Source organism: Methanoculleus frigidifontis (assembly GCF_030464345.1).
Classification (GTDB): domain Archaea; phylum Halobacteriota; class Methanomicrobia; order Methanomicrobiales; family Methanoculleaceae; genus Methanoculleus_A; species Methanoculleus_A frigidifontis.
Genome location: NZ_VCYH01000007.1, coordinates 87,915 through 112,285, shown reverse-complemented (window position 1 = coordinate 112,285; position 24,371 = coordinate 87,915). Strand labels below are relative to the sequence as shown.

The following is a 24,371-nucleotide window of genomic DNA, read 5'->3' as shown; positions in this document are numbered from 1 at the left end:
AGGGGAAGAACGCGGGAGACGCGCAAATCCCCGTATCGAAGGGTAGCGCTCGTGAGAAACGCCCTCCCTGCCTGACGGGCGCTCACAGCTCATAGCGGAGAGCCGATAAACCGTATGCTGCTCACGAGGCCTCCCGCGGTGCGGCGACGGCTCACGCCGACCGGCCGGCAGGCACCGGGACGGCGATCTGCTCTGATAGCCCCCTCGAATATAGCAGCATCCGGTTTATCCCACACGATCGATCACTCAGTGCGATCGTTCTTCGAGAGGGGGAAGAACTCCCGATACACGCGTTTACGCTCGTCGATGTCCGTATGGAGGTAGATCTCGGTCGTTTTGATCGAGGTGTGCCCGAGATTCTCCTGCACGACGCGGAGGTTCTTGGAGCGGCGGTAGAGTTCGCTCGCGTAGGAGTGGCGGAGTTTGTGCGGCGTGATCCCGTCGGGCGCGTATTTTTTGAAGATCCGCTGCACCGTGCGGGGCGAGATGTGTTTGCCCTGCTGGCCGACGAAGAGTGGGCCGACGATCGTATTGCCGATGTACTGCTCGACCTCGGCGAGCGTCTCCTCGTCGATGAAGACAACCCGGATCTTGTCGCCCTTGCCTTTGACGCGGATGGTGTGCTCCTCGAAATCGATATCCTCGACGTCGATAGTGCAGAGCTCGGAGACACGGACGCCGGTGGCGTAGATCAGCCGCACGATGAGACGGTCCTCGGCATCCTCGATGGTGTTGATGAGCCGGAGCACCTGGCTGTGCTTCAGGTATTTGAGCTCCTGATTCTTGATGCGGGGCCGCTCCGTGCCGAGCATCGGGTTTGCCGGAACGGCGCCCTGCGCGTAGAGATAGGAGTAAAACGACGAGAGCGTCGAGATCACGCGGTGGAGCGTCCGCGGCTGATACCCCTGCCCGGCGAGGTAGGAGAGGAAGTCCGTGACCAGTGCCGGCGTGACTGCGACGGATGCATCGAGCCGTGCGTGCGCAAAATCATCCTCGTCGTATGACACGGCATCGCCGTCGGCGGACCGGCGGAGCCAGACGTAGCGGGCGAACTGCCGGACCGTCTGGTCGTAGCTTTCGACCGTTTTCGGCGAGTAATTCCGCATCCGGAGGTAGTATGCGAAGCGATTGAGCCATTCCTCGAAAAAGCCGTTTTCCATCGTTTAATTGGTTAAATTCCAACGCACATAAATTTGTCGCAGAATATCTGTTCTGCGACACTTGCCGGCGCAGCCGAACGCCGGATTCGGAACAGGGCAGTCCGGGCGCCTGCCCGCCGTGGTGCGCCGTCACGATACAGCCGTGCCGCGCATCTGATACTGCACATCGGTTCGGCAGCAGAAACGCCAAAAAGCAGGGAGTATGAAGAGATTCACACCCATCCCGCGAAAAAGAATGGGATGGCCGGAACGGAGTTGATCGTGGTTTCATTCGAAGTTTAGGAGGTATGGGCCGTCGCCCTGGGATCCCGGGGAAGGACCCCGAAAAGAGAATTCACGCCCGGGATAATAATTCCCGGCCGTGCGGAGCGAAAGTGATCGGGTGCCGGCAGAGACGTTTCGCTCCGACGCGAGAGGCTCCTGCCGCCCATATATAAACGATCGCTGTAGAAGCCGATAGAGGGCAGATCGGCGGTACGGATGAACCTGACTATGGGCGAGAAGGAGATCCGGCGTTAGAGAGGCGATATGAGGACGTGTTTCCGGAGCAGGCCGAGTGGGACGGGACGAGCGGGAAAGACGAGGCGTCCACCGAATGACGACGACGTTCCGCGATCCGGGTTTCGATTGTGACGGGGCGGAAATGGTGGAGCGATCCCCACAGAGCAAAGGGAGATCTCAGGACCGGGCAGGGAGAAAGAGCTCGCGACACGGAAAGACCGAAGAAGATCGCCCGTTCGCTCGTTGAACTGCCTGAAAGCCGAGCAGGGCAAAAAGGGCACATTTCGAGAATTGACAAAGGAAAACGCAAGAAAAGCGAAAGCAATTCTCCGATTCGCCGCCCGAAACCCACGGACGAATGCCGAACCGCAAGCCTCGCCGCACAGGCGTTCAGAGATCGAAGACGAGAATCCGGATCACAGCACGCTTCGGCAGTGCCCCAGGAAACACCCGGCACCCCTCATGCAGGCGGTTCCTGCATTTATGCGTCTAAGGCTGCCCCGGCCGGAGGCTGGAGGGGCAGATCGCATGCGGAGAGGAGCGACAGGGGGCACCCCCACGCAGATCCGGGAATCACCCGGAAATGGCAGCGCAGATCCAGCCAACCTCCGAAATAGTTTCAGTTCGCTTCCGGGAACCTCACGCGCAGGCCGATTCCGGGCCATCAGATCGCGGAGGGAGGGACCGCCAGAGAAAAGGAGATGGCCACGCAGCCATAGCAGGATCGAAACGTGCTGCGATGCGCCCGATCGGCAGATCGCGGACGAGATCGGATCGCGATGCAGCCCGGATCGGACGGTCGGTAAACCATATGCTGCTATACGTTCACGATGAAGGGATCGTCGATCGATCTCCCGCCGCCGCACGGCCGGTCGATAAACCGAATACTGCAGTGGGAAAACCGCCGCTGTAACCTCAATGCCGGAGGCAGCCAGAAAACAGAAGACACGGAGCCGACCGAATGTCCGGAGAGAACCTACCCGAAGGAGGACCGGCGCCAGAGCGAGAGCCCACCCATACCCGGAAGTCGGGACATCCAGACCGGCACCATGACCGAAAGATGGATGAGGAGAGAAGTATTGGACAGACACGGAACCGCACCCGGACAGGTTTCGGAGATGGAGAATCGGCCTCCGGGCCGGCACACCGTGAAACCGAATCCAGCTCCGCAAACAAGCCTTGCCGTACCGTCGGCGCGGGTTTTGCAGAAAACGCCCCGCCCCCATAGTGTCGGCGGCGCCGCGAACACCGCGGGGCAGATCCACAGAAACGGTATCCCGGCAGACGGGCAGCCCGCTTTCACCCCGGGTGGAGAACAGGAATGCTCCACGAAACAGCGAGGCATCCACGGGCCAGCCGCGATCAACGGCAGTGCAGATCGGCCGGACTCTCCGAAACCTGCTCGGTTCTATTCGGGGGCACGTGCAGTGCCGCAGGAGAAACGTGAACGTCCCGGGCCGAAGAGGCCGTGCTACCGGTATGCACTCCGGGAAAGATCTTCGCGAATGTCCGGAAGGCCCCCGGTCACCGCCCCCTTCGGTCATGGCGCTGCGGAAGAACTCGCGGGAATACGACGCAGTCAGCCCCATCCGGAAGCGATCTCCTGTGCAGCCGCATACGAAAACAGAAGAGCGTATAAACCACGCGCTGCTATACCTTCATAGAGCAGTGCAGTCCGTTCTGCGCCACCGGCGCACGGGCCGCATCGGAGACGCCCGGCACGGCGGATCGGCCGCCGGCAGAACCGTATCCTGCTGCACTAGTGCGCACCCGAAAACCGCCGCCATTGAAATACAAAAACAGACAGAGGGTAAATAGAAAATGAGCGAACCAGCAGACCAGAAAGACCCAAACAAGTACCAGAAATTCAAGAAGGTCGACGGCGCCACCTATGAGCGGGTCAATCAGTTCCTGCGCAAACACACCTACGTCACCGCACGGGAATGGGCGATAGCCCGCCTCTGTGCGGATTTCAAGACGATAAACGGTTCCGAGATGACCTACATCGGCGAACACCTCCCCGAGCTCTGCCCCTTCATGCTCGACACCTACTCGCCCCAGGCGGTGAACCAGGCACGCAGCGCATTCAAAAAGAAGGTAAAAAAAGCAGGAGCGACATTCTTCTACGGGGCGATGTGCGGGTTCTTCACCGCCGACGAGCTCGACGAGATCCTCTTTGAGGCGAGCGAAGTCGCCAGGTTCCTCCTGGAGGTCGAGGGAACGGCGCTCGAGATCGACGACGAGATCGATATCGAGGATCGGATCACCGACGTCATGCGGGGCGTTGCCGAAGCGGCCTCGGTCATCCTCAAGACCCGGACGGAATCGGGCGTCGCCGAAGAAGAGACTGCAGAAGAGCATGAGGAAGAGGAATCATCATGAAGGTCATCCATATTGTCGGGCTCTCGAACACCGGCAAGACGTATTTTGCCCGCGACCTCATCGCGGCACTGAGCACACGCGGCCGCGTCGGTGCGGTCAAACACCTCGGCCACCATACCTTTGCCATGGAGGGCGGAAAAGACACGACCGCGTACTATGAAGCGGGGGCTGCTATAGCAAGCGGTATCGATGAAGAGAAGACCGTCTTCGTGATCGGGGACTCCGACCTCGACCAGGCGCTCCATCTCCTCTGCGACGCAGGGATCGAGTACGCCATCATCGAAGGGCTCAAATCGAAACCGTTCCCGAAGATTGTCATGGGCGATCTTGCCGCCGAGAACGTCCTGCTGCGAAACCCGACCGTTGAGGATGTCATCGCAGACCTCGATCGCTTCGAGGATTACTACACCATCGAGGGGCTGGTGAAAGAACTGAAAGCGGCGTGCGACGTCTCCCGGGCAGGCGCGATCCTCACCTTCAACGGCATCGTCCGCGAATATTCCGGCGACGAACGGACCGATTACATGGACTTCGACGACAGCATCGATGCGACGATGGAGTCTATCAGAAAGGATATGGAGGGCGTCGAGGGGATCATCGGCGTCCGCTTCCACCACCGGAAAGGGAGACTGTATGCCGGAGAAGATATAACCTATCTTGCTATACTGGCAGAGCACCGGCAGGAGGCATTCGCCGCCGTTATGGCAGCCATCGACCGGCTGAAGCGTGAGATTCACAACCCGGAGACGGAATCGGTATGAGCGCGACAAAACGATTATTCGGAACCAACGGCGTGCGGGGCGTGGTCGGGGAGACTATGACGCCCGAGCTGGTCCTCGGGATCGGCGCGGCCCTCGGCACGGTCCGCAGAGGGCGTATCGCCGTCGGAAGAGATACCCGGACGTCCGGTGAAGCACTCGCCCACGCCGTGAAGGCCGGCCTGCTGATGGTCGGGTGCGACGTTGTGGACCTCGGGGTGCTGCCGACGCCGGCACTCCAGTACGTGGTCCGGCGGCACTTCGACGGCGGCGCCGTGATCACGGCGTCGCACAACCCCCCCGAGTACAACGGGGTCAAGATCATCGATGCCGACGGCACCGAGATGGGCGACGAGGATACCGTCAGGGTTGAAGACCTGTACTTCTCGGGCGGCGCCGGCGCCGTGTCCTGGGACCGGGTAGGAAGCGAGGCAGAGGCGCCCCATATGATCGAGGAGTACATCCGGGGCATCGTCGGTCACTTCCCGGAGCAGATCGGCGCCGGCATGACCGTTGTGGTCGATCCCGGTTCCGGCCCCGCCTCGATCACGACGCCGCTGATCCTCTCACGGATGGGCTGCCGGGTCCATACCATAAACGCACAGATGGACGGCACCTTCCCGGGCCGGCTCCCCGAACCGACACCCGAAGGGCTGCAGGGCCTCTCGGAGATGGTGGTGAGCCTGGGTGCCGACTTCGGCGTCGCCCACGACGGGGATGCCGACAGAGCGGTCTTTGTCGATGAGAAAGGCCGGTATGTTGAGGAGAACCGGGAGTTCGCCCTCGTTGCAGACTACGTCTGCAAGCAGAGCAAAGGTGTTGTGGTAACACCGGTCAGCACCTCCCGGCTTGTCGAGGACGTGGCGGCACAGAACGGGTGCACCATTGATTACACCCCCGTGGGGAGCATCTACGTCGCCCGGAGGATGCTGCAGTTGATCGGCGAGGGTATCGAGGTCGCCTTCGGCGGAGAAGGAAACGGCGGCCTGATCTATCCGGACCACCAGTTCTGCCGGGACGGCGGAATGACCGCCGCCATGATGGTGGCGGTTCTTGCCGCACGCGGAGGAGAGAGGCTCTCCTCCGCCGCCGACGGGCTGCCGGCATACCACCTCATCAAGGACAAGATCCGGATTCCTGACCCGGCGGCGCTCGTCGCAGCAGTGGACGCAGGCTTCCCAAACGATGCGAAGGAGCGGATAGACGGCCTCAAGATCGTCCGGGAGGATGTCTGGGCGCTCGTCCGGGCGTCGGGCACCGAACCGATGGTCAGGATCCTGGTCGAGTCTGCGGATGCGGCTGTTGCCGAGAGCCTGCACCGGGAGATACGGCAGGCCATCGGTATGCCGTGATGCGGGCACCCGATCGCCTCCGGGATCCCACCTCTTGAAACCTTGGATCGGCCGGGACATCCTCTGCCCCGGCCAAACCCGTAATCAGAACATTTCGGCGATATTTGGCCGATTTTGCTCTGCGAACATTCAAGTGGTATGAGGGCAACATTTTTATTCAATAGCGGACATGCATGATACAGAACCTGGCGGGAGAGCGCTGATCAAAATGACTGGTGATCCACAGATGAAACAGAAAATAACCTCCGCAGTCTCGAAGGGGGATGTGCGTGAGATTGAAAAGGTTGTCAGGGATATATCCGAAACCCAGACACGCAAAGAGAAGAAAACACTCTATGAGGAGATGAACGCCACCCTCGTCCAGGCGGCATTCGATACAAACCAGCCCGACCTCTTACGCCAGCTGATCGAACCCGAGAAATCCGAGGTCTACGACCTCATCCGGCGGGCAGCCGGCGTCTACCGGGACACCACCGACGATGCGTGGTTCGATGCGATCTTCACCCTCGCCGATAAACTCGACCGCAAAAGCCACCAGTCGGAGATCCTGGCCGAAGTATCCCGCGACCTGTTTCAGGCAGGCGTCAACACCCGTGACTTTCACTATATCCAGAAAGGCGGGGAGACTTTTCACCATATAAGTATCCGCAAATACCGGTCCGCCATCCTCATCGAGATCATCCCCCTCCTCATCGATTTTGGAACCCGTTCGCAGAGCATCACCATCATGAACAGCGCTCTCGAGATGCTCGCGGAGATCGGGGACATCTCCAAACAGTCCCGTCTCCATGCAGATATCGCACGCGCCATCGCCGCCATCGGTATCGAGCAGGGGAACCTTGACACCGTCATCACCGGCCTGCGGAGCGCCGCCGAGATCAACCAGAAGATCCGCCGCACGCACTGCATCGCGGATATCGTGGACGCTACCTGGAAATCCTCCCTGAAAAAAGAGATCGCCGACATCGAGCACGTCCTCGACGCGGTCTCCGATATGCCCGAAGAACGGCTCATGGAGGTGCTCGCCATCCTGACCGAGCACCTCCTCGACCGGCAGCGGGACAAGAAGCAGATCTATGCCAAACTGCTGAAGGTCGACGAAGAGCGGCCTTACGCAGGCCAGACGATCGTTCTCGAACTCTTAAAGAAAGCGGAGCGGAGCGGGGAGCGCTGGTACCTGGAGAGGGCGTTCGAGTTCAACGCCCGGCACGGCGGCGAAGGGCAGCTGCCCATCGAGGAGATCGTCCTCTCCGGGATCGCCGTGGTGGAGAAGAGCGGCAACCCGTCGATACTGCTGGACATCACGCCGCTCATCGATGCATCCTGCGACGCACCGAAGGCAACCCAGCTCTACCGCCAGATCACCGACGCACTCTCGCGGATGGGAGACTTTTATCACGCGATCGAGGTAATGCAGAAGGCGAGCAGCCGCGTCCAGCGGATCAACGCCCAGTTCTTCGATACCAGCGTCCGCCTGATCAAAGAGGGGATCAACCGCGACGAGATCGATCTCGTCAAAGAGAATATCCTTGCGATGCTGGATATCGATATTGCAGACTCCCTGATCCACCAGGCGGTGACGGACTTCTGCAAGGAGTACTCGTTCGAGGATATCATCAGGCATATCCCTGCTATAAAGGAACTGGTCCGGTCGCACCACGCTCAGGACCATCTCCTCATGGAATGCAACAGCATCCTGATCGAGCGGGGGTTCATCATGCAGATGGACCCGTCGTCGCTCGTCAACCTGGCAGCCCAGATCAACCAGCAGAACCTCCGCGAGCAGGCAATCTCGATGATAGTCGTGGAGATGGCCAGGATCGGCGTGACCCAGAAGAACCGCGACCTGCTCCGCCGGGCGACCGGCCTCACCTGCGAGATCCAGAACCCGCAGGCCAGGACCGAGGCGATGGGAGGGATCATCGATCATGCGGCGGTGCTGGCGGTGGAGGACGGCGACCTCGACCTGCTGCACGGCATGCGGGTGCTCTCGAGTTCGCTCCTCGAGAAGGACTACTGTCTCTTTGCGATGGGGAAGGTCATCCACGGCCTGATCATGTACGGCATCGAGCAGCTCTCGCTCCAGGCGCTGGACGAGGCGACCCAGATCCTCGCCCAGATCACCGACCCGTCCCTGCAGCGGCAACTGATCGATCCGCTCATCGAAGGCTACGTGCGGGTCGGCAGCCTCCGGATGGCGGAGGAGGTCAGCCAGGGGCGAGCCCGGGTCTTTGAGCACATGATGGAGCCGTTCGACCTTGCGCTCCACCTCCTGAAGACCAACACGCCCCGCGAGGAGATCTCCATCAAGATCGCCAGCTACGTCGACATCATGCTCGAGTACACCCAGGTCTACGGCGACCCGGTCTTTGCCATCCCCATGGCGTTCTTCTCGCTGGAGATCGACGGCGAGTACGAGCGGAACGCAATGCTCCAGCGGATACTGACCTACTTCGGTGACTTCACGCGGGAGTTTGACTCCGCCGACCCCTACGAGGTGACGGCATACCTCCTCGAAACGATCGATGGGGCACTCGCAACGCCGCCCGTGCTGGAGCTGATGTACCGGCTCTTCGACCAGATCGGGAACATTTACGCACAGTATTCGGGGATGTACCGGATCGTGAGCGCCTATACCACCCTCGGCAATATGCAGCGGGGTGAAGAGATAATCCGGAAATTGAAAGGTTCGATTGCTACGATCCCCGAAGCCTACATCCGGTCGGTGATGCTCGCCGATCTTGCCGGGCTGATGGTGGGCACGAACGTCCAGGATGCGCGAGCATACTATGCAGAGGCACAGGCAACGCTGGAACTGGTCGAGAAAGAGCGTGAAGCGTTTGTCAGAAAGAACCTGATATACGCGCTGAAGGCGATCCACGCCGTAGACCGGCAGGAAGGGGATGTGGAGACTGCCGTCGAGCAGGTCGGCAGGATTACCGATCCCGTCGAGTACGTCGATGCTCTCGCTGCGGTCTTCGATATGGTGACCGAACCGGCGCAGCGCAAAGAGATCCTCTCGGCAATGTGCCATACGGTCGTCAGCATTCCATCACCCTACGTCCGCCTCTCGATGCTCTTTGAGATCGCCCGTTTCGCCGAGACATACGGGGACGAAGAGGATATCAGTGACGTGCTGAGCGGCATGGACGAGACGAGCGGCCATGTCCAGATACCCTTCATCACCGCCATGTCCCAGCAGAGGATGGCGCAGATGCTCTTTGCGCTCTACCGCAAAAGCGGGAAACCCGCCGTTCAGGAGCGTGCGGTCGACCTGGTCTCGAACATTGCGGACGACCGGATCCGTTACAACCTGATGATCCAGCTCGAGCAGGCGATGCCCCCGACGCTGAAGAACTCGGTCTACGGCAAGATCCTCGATTCGCGCAACAAGATCCGCACCGGGGAGTACACGACAAAAGACATGATCTCGCTGGACCGCGCCATCCGGTCGGCACCCGACCGGGCAAAAAGGGCAACCTACTACACCGAGCTCTTCCTCCTCTCGAAGCGCGCCGGGCAGGAGGAACTTGCGGACCGGATGCTACTCTGCGCCCTCGAAGAGGCGCGGATCATCCGGCCGCTCTCCCGCAGGGCATACGTTCTCGGGGATATGGCCTGCAGGATCTGCGCCGAACGCTACGAGAACCGGTGCAGGGAGATCGTCGATATGGCCATCTCGGAGGCCCTGAACATCCGGGACTCGGCCATCCGGGACGAGGTTTACGACGAACTCGACCTCTCGATGCGCATCATCCAGGAGCACTGGTTGTGAGGACGCTCGAACTCTTCATATCAGGCAGGGTTCAGGGCGTCGGGTTCCGGGCGTGCATCAGGAGGATCGCTACGAACCTCGGGGTCTGCGGCGAAGTCATGAACCTCCCCGACGGGCGCGTCCGCATCGTCGCGACGGGCGAGCCCGTCCTGCTCGACAAGTTCATCTCCATGCTGTATGGGTGTCCCCGCGCCATTATCCGGGAACTCTCCCAGCAGGAGAGACCGCTCACGGCATACCAGGAATTTTCGATCGTGCGCGAGCCGTATCAGTACAGCACCTGATACTCGCGATTCTGCATGAGGGCGTCCAGCAGGAGAGAAACCTGGGTATCGATGCTTTTCTGGTCGATGGAGGCATGGAACGCCTTGGTGAGCCTGCGGGCGCACCCGTCCGCAAGGTAGCACCGGTTCAATCCGCACTCGTAGTCCTCCGGCGCAAGCTCGCGCGCAAAACCGAGAACGACCCGGTCGACCATGGTCACCTTCAGCGGTTCGATGATGTCGTACACAAGGCTTCCCGCCCCTTCGTGGAGCATGCCCCTGTCCGGGTCGAGGTGTGCGCCGATGACCGAGACGCAGCAGTTCCCAAAGAGCATGGAGTACCCGAGCGAGAGCATGGCATTGACCGGATCACGGTACGGCCGTGACGCCCGGCGCCGGTACCCGAGCCCGCCCGGCACCATCCGGGAGAGGATCTCGTAGTACATGTCGGCCGTCAGCCGGTGCAGGCGGCGGAGCTCGGCCATGGTGATCATGTGCTCCAGCTCGCCCGTGCTCTGGTGCAGCAGGAGGTGCTCGCCCTGATAGAGGATCGCATCGTCCGACGCCTCACAGGCCTTTTCGATAAAGAGGAGGCGGGATTTTGCGGCAGCGACTGCGGCAGCATGCGCGTACCGGTGCGGGGCGGCCCGGTTCTGCGCTTCGCGGATACACTCGTCACGAGCATAGCCGGGCGGACGGAGATACCCGACCGGTTTTCCCTCGATGTCGAAGAATGAGATGGCGGAACCGGCTTTGAGCAGGTTGACCACCGCCGATGTATGGAGCGTGTGCCCGCCCACAAGGAGGAGATGCTCCACGGCGCCGAGCGGATACCGGCTGCTGCTGCTCCCCTGCGCAATGATCAGCTCTTTAGCAGTGGCCTTGATGTGGCTGCCGTACCCGAAGACCGGCAGCCAGGGTATCGCCGGTTCGTCCATTTTTTCGTATCTCCGTCGCTCTTAACGGAAGAAGTGGGGGTTTTTCATTGATGAATCCATCGATCTATGGGAAAAAGCAGGGAAGAGGCAGCGGCATCCCCCGCCGTGCACCGTGTTAGCATTTGACAAACCTTTTCTGCGTGCGGCGGGCAATTGTACTGTATGAGCCCCCGCGCATCGGGGTATCGACGACCGGATATCTCCCGATGCGGGGCCATCTGACAACCAGGGACGTGCAATCCGATATGTTCTGGAATACCGCGATGGAGACGATCAGCGCCGCGGACCTTGAGGCGCTGCAGATCAAACGGCTGAAGTGGACGCTCCATCAGACACAAAACGTTGCGCTCTACCGCAGCAAACTGAAGGAAGCGGGCGTCGCCCCCGGAGACATCAAAACCCTTGAGGACGCGGCGAAACTTCCGTTCACCACAAAGAAAGAACTGCAGGCCGGCTACCCGTTCGGGCTCCTCGCCGTGCCGCTCCGGCAGATCGTCCGCATTCACACGACCTCCGGCACGACCGGGAAACCGACCGTCGTCGGGTATACCCGGGGAGATCTCGAGAGCTGGTCGGAGCTCATTGCACGGAACCTGGTGATGGTCGGCCTCTCTGATGAGGATGTCTTCCAGAACGCCGTCAACTACGGGCTCTTTACCGGCGGGCTCGGGTTCCACTACGGTGCCGAGAAGGTCGGGATGACCGTCGTCCCGAGCGCGACCGGCAACACACAGCGGCAGATCGAGATGATCGAGGACTTCGGGGTCACCGCCATTCACTGCACCCCGAGCTACGCCATGCACCTCGCCGAGGTTGCGGAGTCGACCGGCGCGGAGCTTGCAACGCTCAAGACCGGGATCTTCGGCGCCGAGCCCTGGTCCGAGAGCATGCGCAGCGAACTCGAGGGGCGCCTCGGCGTCACCGCCTTCGACTCCTACGGGCTCTCCGAGATGTACGGCCCCGGCGTGGCCTTCGAGTGCCCTGAGCGCGACGGACTGCACATCTGGCACGACAGTTATCTCGTCGAGATCATCGACCCGGCGACGGGCGAGGTGCTCGGACCCGGCGAGCGGGGAGAACTCGTCATAACCCCGCTTGTGAAAGAGGCGATGCCGCTCCTGCGCTACCGGACGGGCGACATCACCATGCTGATGGAGGAGGACTGCCCGTGCGGCAGGGGGAGAAAGATTGCACGGATCACCGGCCGGAGCGACGATATGCTCGTCATCCGGGGCATCAACGTCTTCCCCTCTCAGATCGAGCATGTGCTGCTGGGGCTTCCCGAGGTCGGGGAACAGTTCATGGTTTATATCGATCGCGTCAAACATCTAGATGAGATGACGATCGAAGTGGAGATGAGCAGGGCGGGCTTCTCGGGCGAACTGCAGGACCTTGCACGGATTCAGAAGCATGTGGCCGGAGCGCTCCACAACGCGCTCGGCCTGCGCACCACGGTGAAACTGGTCGAGCCGGGCTCGCTCCCCCGGTTTGAGGGGAAGGCGCGTCGGATCGTCGACCGGCGGGGGGCGCTCTGATGCCGCCCTGGAACCCCCGGATGGAGGAGATACCCCGGGACGAGCTGCAGCGGCTGCAGTTTCGGCTGCTCAAGACGCAGGTCTACCGGCTCTACAGTTTCAGCGAGTTCTACCGCGCCCGGATGAAGGAGCAGGGCGTCCACCCCGACGATATCAGATCGCTCGCGGACGCGGCGAAACTCCCCTTCATGTACAAGGGGGATCTTCGCGACAACTACCCGGACCGGATCTTCTCGGCCTCCCGGGACGAACTCGTCCGCTACCACGTCTCGTCGGGAACGACCGGAAAGCCGACCGTCGTCGGCTACACCCGGCACGACATCGAGAACTGGTCCGAGTCGCTCGCCCGGGCGTTCACCTCCTGCGGGCTCGGCCGGGGCGACGTGATCCAGGTCAGTTACGGTTACGGCCTCTTCACCGGCGGGCTCGGGGCGCACTACGGTGCGGAGCGGATCGGCGCGACCGTTCTGCCGACGAGCGTCGGGAACACCGAGCGGCAGATCGAGCTGATGCAGGACCTGCACGTCACGGCGATCGCCTGCACCCCCTCGTACCTCCTCCACATGGGCGAGGTCGCAGAAAAGATGGGCATCTCCATCAGAGACGACACCGATCTCTCCGCCGGGATCCTCGGCGCCGAACCCTGGTCCGAGCAGATGCGCGAGCGGATCGAGGACTGGCTCGGCATCAAGGCCTACGACATCTACGGCACGAGCGAGCTCTCCGGGCCGATGTTTTCGGAGTGCACCGAGCAGCAGGGGATCCATATCTGGGGCGACCTCGCCCTCGTCGAGGTCATCGACTCCGGGACGGGTGAGGTGCTCGCACCCGGGGAGCAGGGGGAACTCGTCATCACCATGCTCCAGAAAGAGGCGCTTCCGATGGTGCGCTACCGGATCGGCGACATCACGGTGCTCGAGGACGAACCCTGCGCCTGCGGCCGGACGCACCCGCGCATCCGGCGGATCTCCGGCAGGGTGGACGACATGCTGATCATCCGCGGCATCAACGTCTTCCCGTCGCAGGTGGAGCACGCGCTCCTGGAGATCCCCGGGATCGGCAGACACTTCCAGATCGTGGTCGACCGGCAGGGGGCGCTTGACACCATGCTCGTGCGGGTGGAGATCAGCGAGGAGGCCTTCTCCGACAAGATCACCGACCTGATGGTCTTAAAAAAGAAGGTGGAGAACAGGCTGCGCAGCACGCTCAACGTCGCCGTGGGCGTGGAGCTGGTGGAGCCGGGAACGCTTCCCCGGTTCGAGGGGAAGTCCAAGAAGGTCATCGACAGGAGGTCGATGTAGATGGAGAAATCGTATATCATCAAACAGATCTCAATCTTTTCCGAGAACAGACCGGGACGGCTCGCAGCGGTCGCCGGTGCCCTGAAAGAGGCCGGCATCAACATCTTTGCATTCAGCATCGCCGAGGCCGACGGGTTCGGCGTCGTGCGAGCGCTCGTCGACCGGCCGGAGGATGCCCACCGGAGGCTGACCGATCTCGGGTTTCGGGTATCGTTCACCGACGTGATCGGGGTGAAGATGCGGGACGAGCCGGGGGGGCTATCGGAGATTGCAGGCGTTCTCGGGGATGCCGCAATCAACATCGAGTACGCCTACGCCTACAGCGGCAGGGATGCCGCCGTGCTGATACTCCGCGTAGACCAGGTGGAGGATGCCATCCGCAAGATCCTCGGAAGCGGCGGAGAACTCCTGAAAGCTTCGACGTTCCATTAATGGGAGAGAGTGGACGGCCCGCATCTAGCCGGTCGGCTCATCATCCCGCAGCATATGCACCCGCCCGGCGACACGCTGAAGCTCGATGACGAACGCTATCCCCATCCCGGGCTTTGCGAGCTGTGCGCCCTCAAGGATCGCTCTTAAGACCGCGTCGGTCTGTTCAGGGTTGACGATGGTCAGGACGATCTCCTTTTCGGGCTCGATTGGAAGACCGAGCAGCGTCTGCATCTCGTGGATCCCGGTGCCGCGGCCCATGATGACGGTTCCCCCTTCCGCGCCCGCCCGGCGGGATGCCTGGATAACCTGTTCCGCCCAGCCTTTCTTCACAATCGTTACAATCAGTTCTTTACAGCCTTCACAGATCATGCAATGCACCTTTTTTTGCGATAGAGCGTACTGAGGAGGAGAACCGCCAGGATCGGGGCGAGCGCAATCAGCGCCACGAGTCCGAAACTGTCGGCGATAGTTGTGCGTCCCCCGATGGAAGCGGCAGCCCCGACGGCAAGCGCCGTCAGGAACGTCACCGCCATCGGCCCGGTGGCGACACCCCCGGAGTCGAAGGCGATGGCGATGAAATCCCGGTCGGCGTAGCGGAGAAGGGCGATCGCCAGCAGGTAGCCGACGACGATGATGGCCAGAAACGGGAGGTCGTACACAATCCGGGCCATCCCGAGGGCGACGGCTATCGCAACCCCGGTCGAGAGCGTATAGAGTATCAGCGAGGAGCGGATGGACCCGGCCGACGACTGCTCGATCTGGTAGCAGAGGACCCGCACGGCCGGTTCGGCGTAGGTCGCGAGGAAACCGAGGAGGAAGCCGAAGAGTATGATGACCCATTTCTGCTCCAGGCTGCCGAGATAGGCACCTATCGCCTGTCCGGCGGGGAGAAATGCCACTTCGACACCCTGCAGGAAGAGGACCATGCCGACAAAGGCGAGCAGGACGCCTTTGAGGAGACCCGTGACGTACTCCGTCGGCAGCTTCAGGTGCGTGACCTGAAAGATGATGAAGAAGACGAGCAGGGGAAGCAGGGCTGCTGCTACGTTGATCATGACATGATCAATCCCGGCGAGGAGCGCCACCTCTCTCACGCCGAGAGCACCCCCACAACCATCACCCCGATGATCGGGCCGATCGAGGCAAGCCCTATCAGCCCGAACCCGTCTGATATCTGCGATCTGCCTCCGAGAACCGAACTGATACCGATCCCGAGCGCCAGGATGAACGGCACGGTGACCGGGCCGGTGGTGACGGCGCCCGCATCAAGAGATATCGAGAGGAAGTCCTCCGACGTGAAGAAGGAGAGGAGGATCACCGTGCCGTATCCTGCAGCGAACAGGTACGCGATCGGTACGCCATAGATGATCCGGAGCATGGCTGTGGCAACAAAGAAACCGACTCCTGTCGCAATCACGATGATCAGCGGGGCAGGCGCTATCTCTCCCCCGGAGACGGTCTCGATCAGGCCTGTCAGGACGCGGACGTCCGGCTCGGCGACGGTGGCAAGGAAACCAAAGATGAATGCGATCACGACGATCAGGAGGAGAGACCCTCTCTTCGGCAGATCCGAGCCGATCGCCTCGCCCATCGGCAGCAGCCCGACCTTCACCCCCAGAAGAAAGAAAGCGATCCCGAAGAGGAGCATCAGAGTGCCGACCGTGAACTGGAGAAGCGAGGCTGCCGAAGCCTCGAGCAGCGTCGCCTCAACAATCAGGATCAGCAGGGCTATCGGCCCTACTCCCTGGGCAACCTCTTTGAACGTCTCTTTAAAGTCGCGCAACATGATTGCTATCTCCCGGAGACACACACCGATATCGGCCGGGAGGGCGAACGGCACTCGTTCGCCCCCTGCCGGCTCAGTCCGGACACAGAAAGGAGGTTACCGCTTCTCCCATTTAAGAAGTTCCATAACTTCGGCAAGCGATCGCCCGCGGCGGATCTCTTCACGGATCCGCTCCTCGGTCTTCTTCACCTCTACCGCCCGCCGTGCTATCTCGTATGCCCGCTCTCTCGGGACGACGACGACCCCGCTCTCGTCCCCGACGATCCAGTCGCCGGGGCGGACCTCCTGCCCGCAGCAGGCGATCTCAGTGTTGATCTCGCCGAGGCCCTTGGGCTCCCCCGCGTTCGGCACGGCAGTCCTGGCAAAGAGCGGGAATGCCATCGCCCTGATGTCGTCGACGTCGCGTACCGCCCCGTCGATAACCACGCCGGCGATGCCGCGGTTTCTGCAGGAGAGGGTGGCGAGCTCGCCCCACGGGGCGACGTTCGTCACGCCGTCGCTGCTGACGACGAGGACGTCGCCCTCCCCGGCGACGTCGATCGCCTCGACGGGTTTTGCCCAGTCGCCTGCGATCGTCCGGACGGTCACGGCTCTGCCGACCATCTTTACCCTGCCGCAGATCGAGACGAGGTTCGTCATCGCCCCCTTCCGGTGCATGGCATCCGAGATGTTCGGCGCCGAGACCGCTTCGAGGAGGCGGCGGACGGCGGCATCGGGGCTCTCCGCCTGCGGCGGCCTGCTCTCCGGGCGGTCGATGGCGGACCGGATGCGCTCTGCCGATCCGGCGACGTCCGCAGAGCGGATGATGTTGCCGCCGACGATGACGATCGCGGCCCCGCTCTGCACCGCCGCAGAAGCGGTGGCGGCGTCGAGCCCGCCGGCAACCGCTATCGGGATCTGCACCGCACCCGCCAGGCGGGCGAGGAGATCGAGCGAGCTCTTGCCGATCATCTGCTGGTCGATCCCCACATGGGCGTTGATGTAGTCCACGCCCATCGCCTCCAGTTCACGCGAGCGGGCGACCGGGTCGGCGACGTTGATGAGATCGGCCATCAGGCGGACGCCGTACTTCCGCGCCGCACGGACGGCCTCGGCGATGACCGCGTCGTCGGCGTCTGCGAGGATGCAGACGATGCTTGCGCCGGATTTCGCCGCCATCTCCACCTCAAGCGCACCGGTGTCGGCGACCTTCATGTCGGCGACGATCTCGTGGCCCGGAAAACGCTCCCGCATCGCCCTGACCGCGGCCATACCCTCGCTCTTGATCAGGGGCGTTCCGACCTCGATCCAGTCCGCTCCGCCCTGCAGGGCTTCTTCTGCGATGGCAACGGCACGCGGAAGATCGAGCAGGTCGAGCGCCACCTGGAGATACGGCTTTTCCATACCGCATAGATTTTCCCGGATGGTATTTGTGCTGCTCGGTCACGCCCTGCCGTGCGTATGATGGAAGGCCGCCCTCTCCCGACCCTGAAAGAAGGCCGGGTTACACCCTGATTACGAATATTTACGTTTTACTTGACCGATGAGCGCGAAGCCGCCCCGGAAACAGGTATCGGTTTTTACCAGCCCACCCTGTTGCCGCCATAGCCATATCGATGCTCTCCGGTGGTGAACGGAAACAGAGCGAACGGGAGCATACATCCGGCCGGGTTCTGCCGGGGCTGCCGGGTACAGCCCTGGACAATCGATGCATTGTCAGAGGATTTCACAGCAAGCACGATATCTGCCGGGAACGTAAAACGTGAGATATATATTGACAAAAGGGGAGAACTAGGTTAGAGAAGCGGCTGCCCGCTTCACCCTGGATCAGAACCATGAACGGCGACACGGTGCAGACACAGGCCAGCATGCAGGGGGGACACACCGCTATCCACTACCGTGCCACGCTTCTGCTGATACTGGTTCTTACAGCGGTCTCATTCTGCTGCCAGCCGGTCGCCGCGGAGGAGGCGGAAGTCCTCGTCCTGCACTCATACCACCCCGGAATGGATCTCGTAGAGCTCGAACAGGAAGGTATCGATAGCGTCCTCAAAGAAAGCGCCCCTGTCCGGGTGAATCTCAGGATCGAGCATATGGACACCAAACGGATCGAAAACGACGCGTATTTCGACCACCTTGCAGACCTGTACCGGTATAAGTACGCGAGCACGCCGCCCGACGTGATCATCACCTGTGACGACCCGGCTTTTGAGTTCGCTCTCGCCCATCACGCCGAAATCTTCGCCGGCATCCCCATCGTCTTCTGCGGGGTCAATTATTTTGATGCGAGCAGATTCCAGAATGACTCTCTTGTCACCGGAGTGGTCGAGACACTCGATATCGCGGGAACGCTCACACTTGCCGAGCGTCTCCACCCCGCCGTCTCGCAGGTCGTCGTCGTCAACGACGGAACGATGACCGGGATCGCAAACAGAAAACGCCTTCTTGAGGATACCGAGAATTTTCGCGGGAGATTCGAGTTCGTCTTCCTCGATAACATGACGATCCCGGAGATCCGGGAACAGGTGGCAGATCTCCCGAAGACGAGCATCGTCCTCCTGCTGTCGTATAATCAGGATCCGAACGGCGTCTACTACTCATATGGGGATGCGTGCAGCGAGATCGCCCCGGTCTCCTCCGTCCCGGTGTACAGTGTCTTTGAGATGTATCTCGGCCGGGGGGTCCTCGGCGGCATGATCGTCAGCGGGAGGGAGCAGGGCAGGACTGCAGCCGGTCTGGCGCTTCGCATCCTCCAGGGAGAGGACGCCGCCGCGATCCCCATCGTCCACACCGTCGAGCAGCACCCCATCCTCGATCAGGAGCAGCTCGACCGGTTCGGCATCGCCGAAACGGCCATACCTGCGGGAAGCAGTATCATCAACCGGCCGCCCTCCACCGTTGCGGTACCCCTGGAGATCGTCAGCGGCGCTATCGGCTGTCTTATCGGCCTCCTCGGCATCATCCTCTTTCAGAAGAGCGACATCCGGAAGCGAAAACGGATCGAGGATAGGCTGCGGGAGAGTGAAGAGAAGTTCCGCGGACTTGCCCAGCGGAGCTTCGATATGATCTTCATGCTCGATACCGAGGAGAAGTTCACCTACATCTCTCCGGCCGCAGAGAAGATCATCGGCTACCGGCCGGAGTACATCGTCGGCAAAAACAGCCTCGTATTTGTCCCGTCACCATTCCGGGAACAGACAAAGGATGCATTTGCGAAGGTTCTTTCGGGCGAGAACGTGGAGGGGTTCCAGACACAGATGCAGCGGATCGACGGGAGGATCAGTTACCTGGAGATAGACGCCTTACCGATCGTCAAGAACGGCGTCATCGTCGGCGTGCAGGGGGTCGCCCACGACATCACCGTCCGAAAGGAGATGGAACAGCGGGAGCGCGAGGCCTACGCCCAGATAGAGACCAACATCGAGCAGTTTGCCATTCTCGGCGACCATATCCGAAACCCGCTCCAGGTCATCCTCGCCCTCACCAGTTTCGACGACTCGCCGAGCACCCCGAAGATCCTCGAACAGGTGCACCAGATCGATGAGATCGTCACCCAGCTGGATACCGGCTGCATCGAGTCGGAGAACGTCAGGCAGTTCCTCCGCCGCAACTACGGCCTCGAGCGGGAAGGCGGCGAGCATGAGGCAGTTTTGGATGAACAGATGAAACCCTCACCGCAGGACCGGCAGGATGATTTCAGATACTTCTCGTGATCCGGAGAAACCCTATCACCGCGATCTGCCGACGGGCACCAAACAGGAGATTGCGTCCTATATCGCGGCGAAAGAGGCTCTGTATGCTCCGTTCGCCACGAAGAGCGCAGACGGGATGCGGCGACACGGCAGAAAGGAAGACGACATACGGACCCGGTTCTCCCGCGACGCCGACCGGATCGTACACACCAAAGCCTACGCCCGGTACATCGACAAGACGCAGGTCTTCTACCTGGTGCAGAACGACCACATCACCCACCGCGTCCTCCACGTCCAGCTGGTATCGAAGATCGGACGGACCATCGGCCGGTCTCTCCGCTTAAACGAAGACCTCATTGAAGCGATCGCCCTCGGCCATGACATCGGGCACATCCCCTACGGACACACCGGTGAGGCGTGCCTCTCTCTCATCTGCGAGCGGGAAGGGATCGGTGCGTTCCGGCATAACGTCCAGGGCGTCCGGTTTCTGGACGAGATTGAGGATCAAGACCTGACGCTCCAGGTCCTCGACGGGATCCTCTGCCACAACGGTGAGGCGTACGACAGCGGCATTGCGCCGCAGATGGAGAAGACCTGGGACTCGTTCGATGCGGAGATCGAGAGCCTCATCCAGGGAGGTGAGGAGTCTGCTCCGATGACGCTCGAAGGCTGCGTCGTGCGATTTGCAGATACGATCGCATACATCGGCCGCGATATCCAGGACGCACAGGAGGTCGGCCTGATCGACGATGCAACGGTGCTGCCGGACCGTGTGCGGGAGGTGCTCGGCGAGAGCAACCCGGCCATCATCGATACGCTCATCAAAGACGTGATCGAAGCGAGCGACAGCACCCACCGGCCGAGCATCGGATACAGCCCTGCCGTTGCAGAGGCACTTGCGGAGCTGAAGCGGTTCAACTACAAAAATATCTACAACCATCCGCAGGTGACGGCGCAGCACCCTAAGATCCAGCAGATGTACGAGGCGGTCTTCTCCGCGTTCTGCGAGGATCTCGAAGATGAGCGGAAGACCTCACCGATCTACACCGATTTTATCGATACGGCATGGACCAGCCGGAGGTACCTTGCCGGTGCCGCCGCCCCGGAGATTGTCAGGGACTACATCGCCGGGATGACCGACCGCTACTTCGAGCACCGGTTCAGGGAGATCGTTCTCCCGACACGGGTTGACTGGAGATTTTAGAGATAGCGCTGCGAATTCCCGGATGGGGAAACTATTAAGCATACCCGTGCCGGAGGTAGCGAAAGAAAAGCCCGGGTCGAACACGTGCGCCAGAGACTCTGGAGAGCGGGTGCACCCTTCCGGCCCGGCGGCACCTTCGGAGAGGTGAACGGCATGGTTGAGATAGGCTACAAGCTGGCAAGCGAGGAGCACGGGCCGCGGGATCTGGTCTGTGCCGCACGGCAGGCTGAGGATGCGGGATTTCCCTTCGCCATGATATCGGATCACTACCATCCCTGGATCGACCGGGAAGGGCAGAGCCCGTTCGTCTGGGCCGCCATCGGCGGGATCTCGCAGGTGACGGCGGACTTGAAACTGGCGACCGGCGTCACCTGCCCGACGATGCGCATTCATCCGGCGATCATCGCCCAGGCCGCCGCGACCGCTGCGGCCATGATGCCGGGCAGATTCATGCTCGGGCTCGGTACCGGTGAGAACCTGAACGAGCATATCCTCGGCGAACGCTGGCCTCCTGCACCGGTGCGCACCGAGATGCTCGAAGAGGCGGTGGACATTATCAGGACGCTCTGGCAGGGCGGCATGAAGACCTACTACGGCTACTTCTACACCGTCGAGAATGCGCAGGTCTATACCCTCCCGGAGGAACTCCCGCCTATCTGCATCGCCGCCGAGGGCCCTATCAGCGCTTCGGCGGCCGGCAGAATCGGCGATGGGTTCATCAATGCAGGGACGGAGGCTGAGAAGAGCCTCATCGCCTTCAGGAAGACGGGCGGCGAGGGAAAACCCGCATACCTCGAGATCTCGGTCTGCTGGGGCGAGACCGAGGAGACGGCACGCCGGACGGCGTACGAACAGTGGCCGATAGCGGCGAACACGGGAGAGATGAACAGGATCCTGCCGACACCGGCGCATTACGAACAGATCGCACGGATGGCGACCGAGGAGGACGTCGCGGCGCACGTCCCCTGCGGCCCTGATCCCGAACCCGTGATCAAAAAGATTGCGGACGGTATCGGGAAGGGATTCGACCACATCTGCATCCACCAGATCGGCCCGCAGCAGCAGGAGTTTCTGGCGTTTGCGCAGGAGAAGATCCTGCCGCACTTCACGTAAGCAGCGGTTCTGCCGCACCAAAATAAAACGGGAGACGGGGGCGAGTATCAGTCGGCCTCCGTCTCATCGATCCGGACCTTCGCCAGAACCTCGACGGGCATGACGATGATCCTCCCGTCGCCGTACTTCCCGGTTCTCCCCGCCTCCCGGATCGTCCGGATGACCGTCTCGACCGCATCGTCCCTGACGACCGTCTCGATCTTGATCTTGGGGATAAGATCGACGGAGATCGATCTCCCGCGTGACTGGAGGGAGATGCCCTTCTGGGCGCCGCGTCCCCGCACCTCGGTCACGGTCATGCCGACGATGCCGTTCACCTCGAGCGCCGACTTGACGGCATCGAACTTCTCGGGCCTGATAATTGCAACAACCATCTTCATGGAACCACCTCACACCTGGGTCGACTCTCCATGCTGGGAGATATCGAGACCGACGTACTCCTCCTCTTCGCTTACCCGGAGGCCCATCGTCAGATCGACGACCTTTGCAAGGACGAACGTAACGACGAACGCATAGAGCACGGTCGCGCCGGCACCGACAGCCTGCAGCAGCAGCTGATTGAAGCTCCCCTCGACCAGCCCACTGACCCCGCCGACGGCGGCGATCGCAAAGATGCCTATCGCGAGCGTCCCCCAGACACCGCCGACGCCGTGGATTGCCCAGGCATCAAGGCTCTCATCCCACCTTTGCCGGATCCGGAAGAGCAGGGCATAGTAACAGAGGAGACCGGAGACAACGCCGATGATAATGGCCTGCAGCGGGCCGACAAAACCCGCGGCCGGGGTGATCGCACCGAGCCCGGCGATAGCGCCGCTGATCATCCCGACGGAGCTCGGCTTGCCGCGGATCCAGGAAGCAGCCATCCATGCCAGGGCACCGGACGCAGCCGAGATGTTGGTCACCACGAAGGCGTTCGCGGCAAGGCCGTCGGCGGCAAGAGCGCTTCCGGCGTTGAACCCGAACCACCCGAACCAGAGGAGGGCGCCCCCGAGAAGCGTCATCGGGATGTTATGCGGCTCCATGCTGTACTCCCCGAACCCGACTCTCTTGCCGATGACAAGGGCAAGCGCGAGCGCCCCGAACCCGGCGGAGATATGCACGACAATGCCTCCCGCAAAGTCAAGGATGCCGAGCTCTGCCATCCAGCCACCGCCCCAGACCCAGTGAGCGAGCGGGTCGTACACCAGCGTCGTCCAGAGGAGGCCGAAGACGATGAACGAGCTGATCTTCACCCGTTCGGCAACCGCCGATGTGATGATCGCGAGCGTTACGGCGGCAAAGACGAGCTGGAAGACCATGAAGAGCAGGTCCGGGATGCCGTCACCGTCCATGCCGACGCCGCTCAAGCCCACGTACTCGAGGCTCCCGATGACCCCGCCTACATCGGAGCCGAAAGCCAGGCTGTAGCCGAAGAGAACCCACTGGATCGTGACCACCGAGAAGGCGACGAACGAGAGGGCAAACATCGATATCAGATTCTTTCGCCGTACAAGACCCCCGTAGAAGAGCCCCACGCCAGGGGTCATCAGCATGACGAGAGCCGTGCAGATCAGGATAAATGCGGTATCGCCTGTATCAATTGTCATTGTAGCACCACTCCAGGAGCAGCAGGCACTGCCGGGTCTTCGTGTACATACGCACATTCCCTACCCAATGACCGGAGGCTCCGCTCCAGAGGAGGGTCGTGCGAATAGATGCGTGTGGCCTGCGCGAAACGCAGGAGAACCGGGCGGGTGCTCTGTTAGAAGGAACTTGCTTTCGCTTTGATTTAAATGTATTTATTCCCGCCGGAAACCGCCCCGCCCCGGCCAGCACACGAAGACGGCAAACCGCCGTAAAAAAAGAGAGGAAACTTAAACAGAGGGTTCCCCGGCTTCGTCGTTCCGGACCTTGTAGACCGTTTCGACGGGCATGACGACGATCTTGCCGTCGCCGTACTTACCGGTCCTCCCCGCCTCCCGGATCGTCCGGATGACCGTCTCGACCGCATCGTCACTGACGACCATCTCGATCTTCATCTTCGGGATCAGGTCAACCGGCATCGTCTTTCCGCGGAACTGAAGGGAGATGCCCTTCTGGGCTCCGCGTCCCCGCACCTCGGTCACGGTCATGCCGACGATGCCGTTCACCTCGAGCGCCGACTTGACGGCATCGAACTTCTCGGGCCTGATAATTGCAACAACCATCTTCATGGAACCAC

General features: G+C 61.5%; 20 protein-coding genes. 11 read left to right on the top strand and 9 right to left on the bottom strand.

Annotated elements, in window-relative coordinates:
- Positions 1-242: 242 nt before the first annotated feature.
- The gene (gene xerA, locus FGU65_RS11260) at positions 243-1,160 is read right to left on the bottom strand and encodes a site-specific tyrosine recombinase/integron integrase (protein ID WP_301664571.1); all 918 of its coding nucleotides are present in this window, start codon (positions 1,158-1,160) and stop codon (positions 243-245) included.
- Between the two features lie 2,322 nt (positions 1,161-3,482).
- Here xerA and FGU65_RS11255 point away from each other — a divergent pair.
- The 5 genes from FGU65_RS11255 (at position 3,483) to FGU65_RS11235 (ending at position 10,212) form a co-directional block, all read left to right on the top strand.
- Entirely contained in the window at positions 3,483-4,043 is a 561-nt protein-coding gene (locus FGU65_RS11255) for a DUF5806 family protein (RefSeq protein ID WP_301664570.1), read from the top strand.
- Positions 4,040-4,804, top strand: coding sequence for a molybdopterin-guanine dinucleotide biosynthesis protein B (gene mobB, locus FGU65_RS11250; RefSeq protein ID WP_301664569.1), 765 nt, complete (start codon positions 4,040-4,042; stop codon positions 4,802-4,804). The genes FGU65_RS11255 and mobB overlap by 4 nt, the downstream gene beginning before the upstream one ends.
- Positions 4,801-6,153: a phosphoglucosamine mutase gene (gene glmM / locus FGU65_RS11245; protein WP_301664568.1), complete on the top strand. Its 1,353-nt coding sequence runs from the start codon at positions 4,801-4,803 to the stop codon at positions 6,151-6,153. The genes mobB and glmM overlap by 4 nt, the downstream gene beginning before the upstream one ends.
- 226 nt (positions 6,154-6,379) lie before the next feature.
- Positions 6,380-9,928, top strand: coding sequence for a hypothetical protein (locus FGU65_RS11240; protein ID WP_301664567.1), 3,549 nt, complete (start codon positions 6,380-6,382; stop codon positions 9,926-9,928).
- Positions 9,925-10,212 carry an acylphosphatase gene (locus tag FGU65_RS11235; protein ID WP_301664566.1) on the top strand — a complete coding sequence of 96 codons (288 nt, stop codon included), beginning with the start codon at positions 9,925-9,927 and terminating at the stop codon, positions 10,210-10,212. The genes FGU65_RS11240 and FGU65_RS11235 overlap by 4 nt, the downstream gene beginning before the upstream one ends.
- On the opposite strand, the gene cas1 is transcribed toward FGU65_RS11235, so the two are convergent.
- Positions 10,197-11,129, bottom strand: coding sequence for a CRISPR-associated endonuclease Cas1 (gene cas1 / locus FGU65_RS11230; protein ID WP_301664565.1), 933 nt, complete (start codon positions 11,127-11,129; stop codon positions 10,197-10,199). The two genes, FGU65_RS11235 and cas1, sit on opposite strands and share 16 nt — an antisense overlap.
- Positions 11,130-11,374: 245 nt before the next feature.
- Here cas1 and FGU65_RS11225 point away from each other — a divergent pair, with 245 nt between their 5' ends.
- From FGU65_RS11225 to FGU65_RS11215, 3 genes are read left to right on the top strand one after another with little or no spacing between them, the layout of a single operon-like run.
- Positions 11,375-12,664 carry a phenylacetate--CoA ligase family protein gene (locus FGU65_RS11225; RefSeq protein WP_301664564.1) on the top strand — a complete coding sequence of 430 codons (1,290 nt, stop codon included), beginning with the start codon at positions 11,375-11,377 and terminating at the stop codon, positions 12,662-12,664.
- Positions 12,664-13,965, top strand: coding sequence for a phenylacetate--CoA ligase family protein (locus FGU65_RS11220; protein ID WP_301664563.1), 1,302 nt, complete (start codon positions 12,664-12,666; stop codon positions 13,963-13,965). The genes FGU65_RS11225 and FGU65_RS11220 overlap by 1 nt, the downstream gene beginning before the upstream one ends.
- The gene (locus FGU65_RS11215; RefSeq protein WP_301664562.1) at positions 13,966-14,397 is read left to right on the top strand and encodes an ACT domain-containing protein; all 432 of its coding nucleotides are present in this window, start codon (positions 13,966-13,968) and stop codon (positions 14,395-14,397) included.
- Between the two features lie 24 nt (positions 14,398-14,421).
- Here FGU65_RS11215 and FGU65_RS11210 read toward each other — a convergent pair whose 3' ends face one another.
- The 4 genes from FGU65_RS11210 to hxlA form a co-directional block, all read right to left on the bottom strand.
- On the bottom strand, positions 14,422-14,766 hold the full coding sequence (locus FGU65_RS11210; RefSeq protein WP_301664561.1) for a P-II family nitrogen regulator: 345 nt from the start codon (positions 14,764-14,766) through the stop codon (positions 14,422-14,424).
- Entirely contained in the window at positions 14,763-15,491 is a 729-nt protein-coding gene (locus tag FGU65_RS11205) for a DUF1538 domain-containing protein (protein ID WP_301664560.1), read from the bottom strand. Before FGU65_RS11205 ends, FGU65_RS11210 begins: the two co-directional genes overlap by 4 nt.
- On the bottom strand, positions 15,488-16,183 hold the full coding sequence (locus tag FGU65_RS11200) for a DUF1538 domain-containing protein (RefSeq protein WP_301664559.1): 696 nt from the start codon (positions 16,181-16,183) through the stop codon (positions 15,488-15,490). The genes FGU65_RS11205 and FGU65_RS11200 overlap by 4 nt, the downstream gene beginning before the upstream one ends.
- 96 nt (positions 16,184-16,279) lie before the next feature.
- Positions 16,280-17,566 carry a 3-hexulose-6-phosphate synthase gene (gene hxlA / locus FGU65_RS11195; protein ID WP_301664558.1) on the bottom strand — a complete coding sequence of 429 codons (1,287 nt, stop codon included), beginning with the start codon at positions 17,564-17,566 and terminating at the stop codon, positions 16,280-16,282.
- Between the two features lie 431 nt (positions 17,567-17,997).
- Between hxlA and FGU65_RS11190 the strand changes: the two genes are divergently transcribed.
- The 3 genes from FGU65_RS11190 (at position 17,998) to FGU65_RS11180 (ending at position 22,171) form a co-directional block, all read left to right on the top strand.
- Positions 17,998-19,875, top strand: a complete 1,878-nt coding sequence (locus tag FGU65_RS11190; protein WP_301664557.1) for an ABC transporter substrate binding protein — start codon at positions 17,998-18,000, stop codon at positions 19,873-19,875.
- Positions 19,853-21,058 (top strand): deoxyguanosinetriphosphate triphosphohydrolase family protein, encoded by a 1,206-nt coding sequence (locus tag FGU65_RS11185; RefSeq protein WP_301664556.1) that lies wholly within the window; start codon positions 19,853-19,855, stop codon positions 21,056-21,058. Before FGU65_RS11190 ends, FGU65_RS11185 begins: the two co-directional genes overlap by 23 nt.
- A gap of 153 nt (positions 21,059-21,211) precedes the next feature.
- The gene (locus FGU65_RS11180) at positions 21,212-22,171 is read left to right on the top strand and encodes a TIGR03557 family F420-dependent LLM class oxidoreductase (protein WP_301664555.1); all 960 of its coding nucleotides are present in this window, start codon (positions 21,212-21,214) and stop codon (positions 22,169-22,171) included.
- Between the two features lie 47 nt (positions 22,172-22,218).
- Here FGU65_RS11180 and FGU65_RS11175 read toward each other — a convergent pair whose 3' ends face one another.
- The 3 genes from FGU65_RS11175 to FGU65_RS11165 all read right to left on the bottom strand — a co-directional run bounded on the left by FGU65_RS11175 (position 22,219) and on the right by FGU65_RS11165 (position 24,363).
- Complete coding sequence (locus FGU65_RS11175; RefSeq protein ID WP_301664554.1) at positions 22,219-22,551, bottom strand: P-II family nitrogen regulator; 333 nt, start codon at positions 22,549-22,551, stop codon at positions 22,219-22,221.
- Between the two features lie 9 nt (positions 22,552-22,560).
- Positions 22,561-23,757 (bottom strand): ammonium transporter, encoded by a 1,197-nt coding sequence (locus FGU65_RS11170; RefSeq protein WP_301664553.1) that lies wholly within the window; start codon positions 23,755-23,757, stop codon positions 22,561-22,563.
- 267 nt (positions 23,758-24,024) lie between these two features.
- On the bottom strand, positions 24,025-24,363 hold the full coding sequence (locus tag FGU65_RS11165) for a P-II family nitrogen regulator (RefSeq protein ID WP_301664552.1): 339 nt from the start codon (positions 24,361-24,363) through the stop codon (positions 24,025-24,027).
- Between the last annotated feature and the right edge of the window lie 8 nt (positions 24,364-24,371).

Coding starts and splice junctions, on each gene's coding strand:
- xerA (WP_301664571.1), bottom strand. CDS start 1,160: ATGGAAAACGGCTTTTTCGAGGAATGGCTCAATCGCTTCGCATACTAC.
- FGU65_RS11255 (WP_301664570.1), top strand. CDS start 3,483: ATGAGCGAACCAGCAGACCAGAAAGACCCAAACAAGTACCAGAAATTC.
- mobB (WP_301664569.1), top strand. CDS start 4,040: ATGAAGGTCATCCATATTGTCGGGCTCTCGAACACCGGCAAGACGTAT.
- glmM (WP_301664568.1), top strand. CDS start 4,801: ATGAGCGCGACAAAACGATTATTCGGAACCAACGGCGTGCGGGGCGTG.
- FGU65_RS11240 (WP_301664567.1), top strand. CDS start 6,380: ATGAAACAGAAAATAACCTCCGCAGTCTCGAAGGGGGATGTGCGTGAG.
- cas1 (WP_301664565.1), bottom strand. CDS start 11,129: ATGGACGAACCGGCGATACCCTGGCTGCCGGTCTTCGGGTACGGCAGC.
- FGU65_RS11225 (WP_301664564.1), top strand. CDS start 11,375: ATGTTCTGGAATACCGCGATGGAGACGATCAGCGCCGCGGACCTTGAG.
- FGU65_RS11220 (WP_301664563.1), top strand. CDS start 12,664: ATGCCGCCCTGGAACCCCCGGATGGAGGAGATACCCCGGGACGAGCTG.
- FGU65_RS11215 (WP_301664562.1), top strand. CDS start 13,966: ATGGAGAAATCGTATATCATCAAACAGATCTCAATCTTTTCCGAGAAC.
- FGU65_RS11210 (WP_301664561.1), bottom strand. CDS start 14,766: ATGATCTGTGAAGGCTGTAAAGAACTGATTGTAACGATTGTGAAGAAA.
- FGU65_RS11200 (WP_301664559.1), bottom strand. CDS start 16,183: ATGTTGCGCGACTTTAAAGAGACGTTCAAAGAGGTTGCCCAGGGAGTA.
- hxlA (WP_301664558.1), bottom strand. CDS start 17,566: ATGGAAAAGCCGTATCTCCAGGTGGCGCTCGACCTGCTCGATCTTCCG.
- FGU65_RS11190 (WP_301664557.1), top strand. CDS start 17,998: ATGAACGGCGACACGGTGCAGACACAGGCCAGCATGCAGGGGGGACAC.
- FGU65_RS11185 (WP_301664556.1), top strand. CDS start 19,853: ATGATTTCAGATACTTCTCGTGATCCGGAGAAACCCTATCACCGCGAT.
- FGU65_RS11180 (WP_301664555.1), top strand. CDS start 21,212: ATGGTTGAGATAGGCTACAAGCTGGCAAGCGAGGAGCACGGGCCGCGG.
- FGU65_RS11175 (WP_301664554.1), bottom strand. CDS start 22,551: ATGAAGATGGTTGTTGCAATTATCAGGCCCGAGAAGTTCGATGCCGTC.
- FGU65_RS11170 (WP_301664553.1), bottom strand. CDS start 23,757: ATGACAATTGATACAGGCGATACCGCATTTATCCTGATCTGCACGGCT.
- FGU65_RS11165 (WP_301664552.1), bottom strand. CDS start 24,363: ATGAAGATGGTTGTTGCAATTATCAGGCCCGAGAAGTTCGATGCCGTC.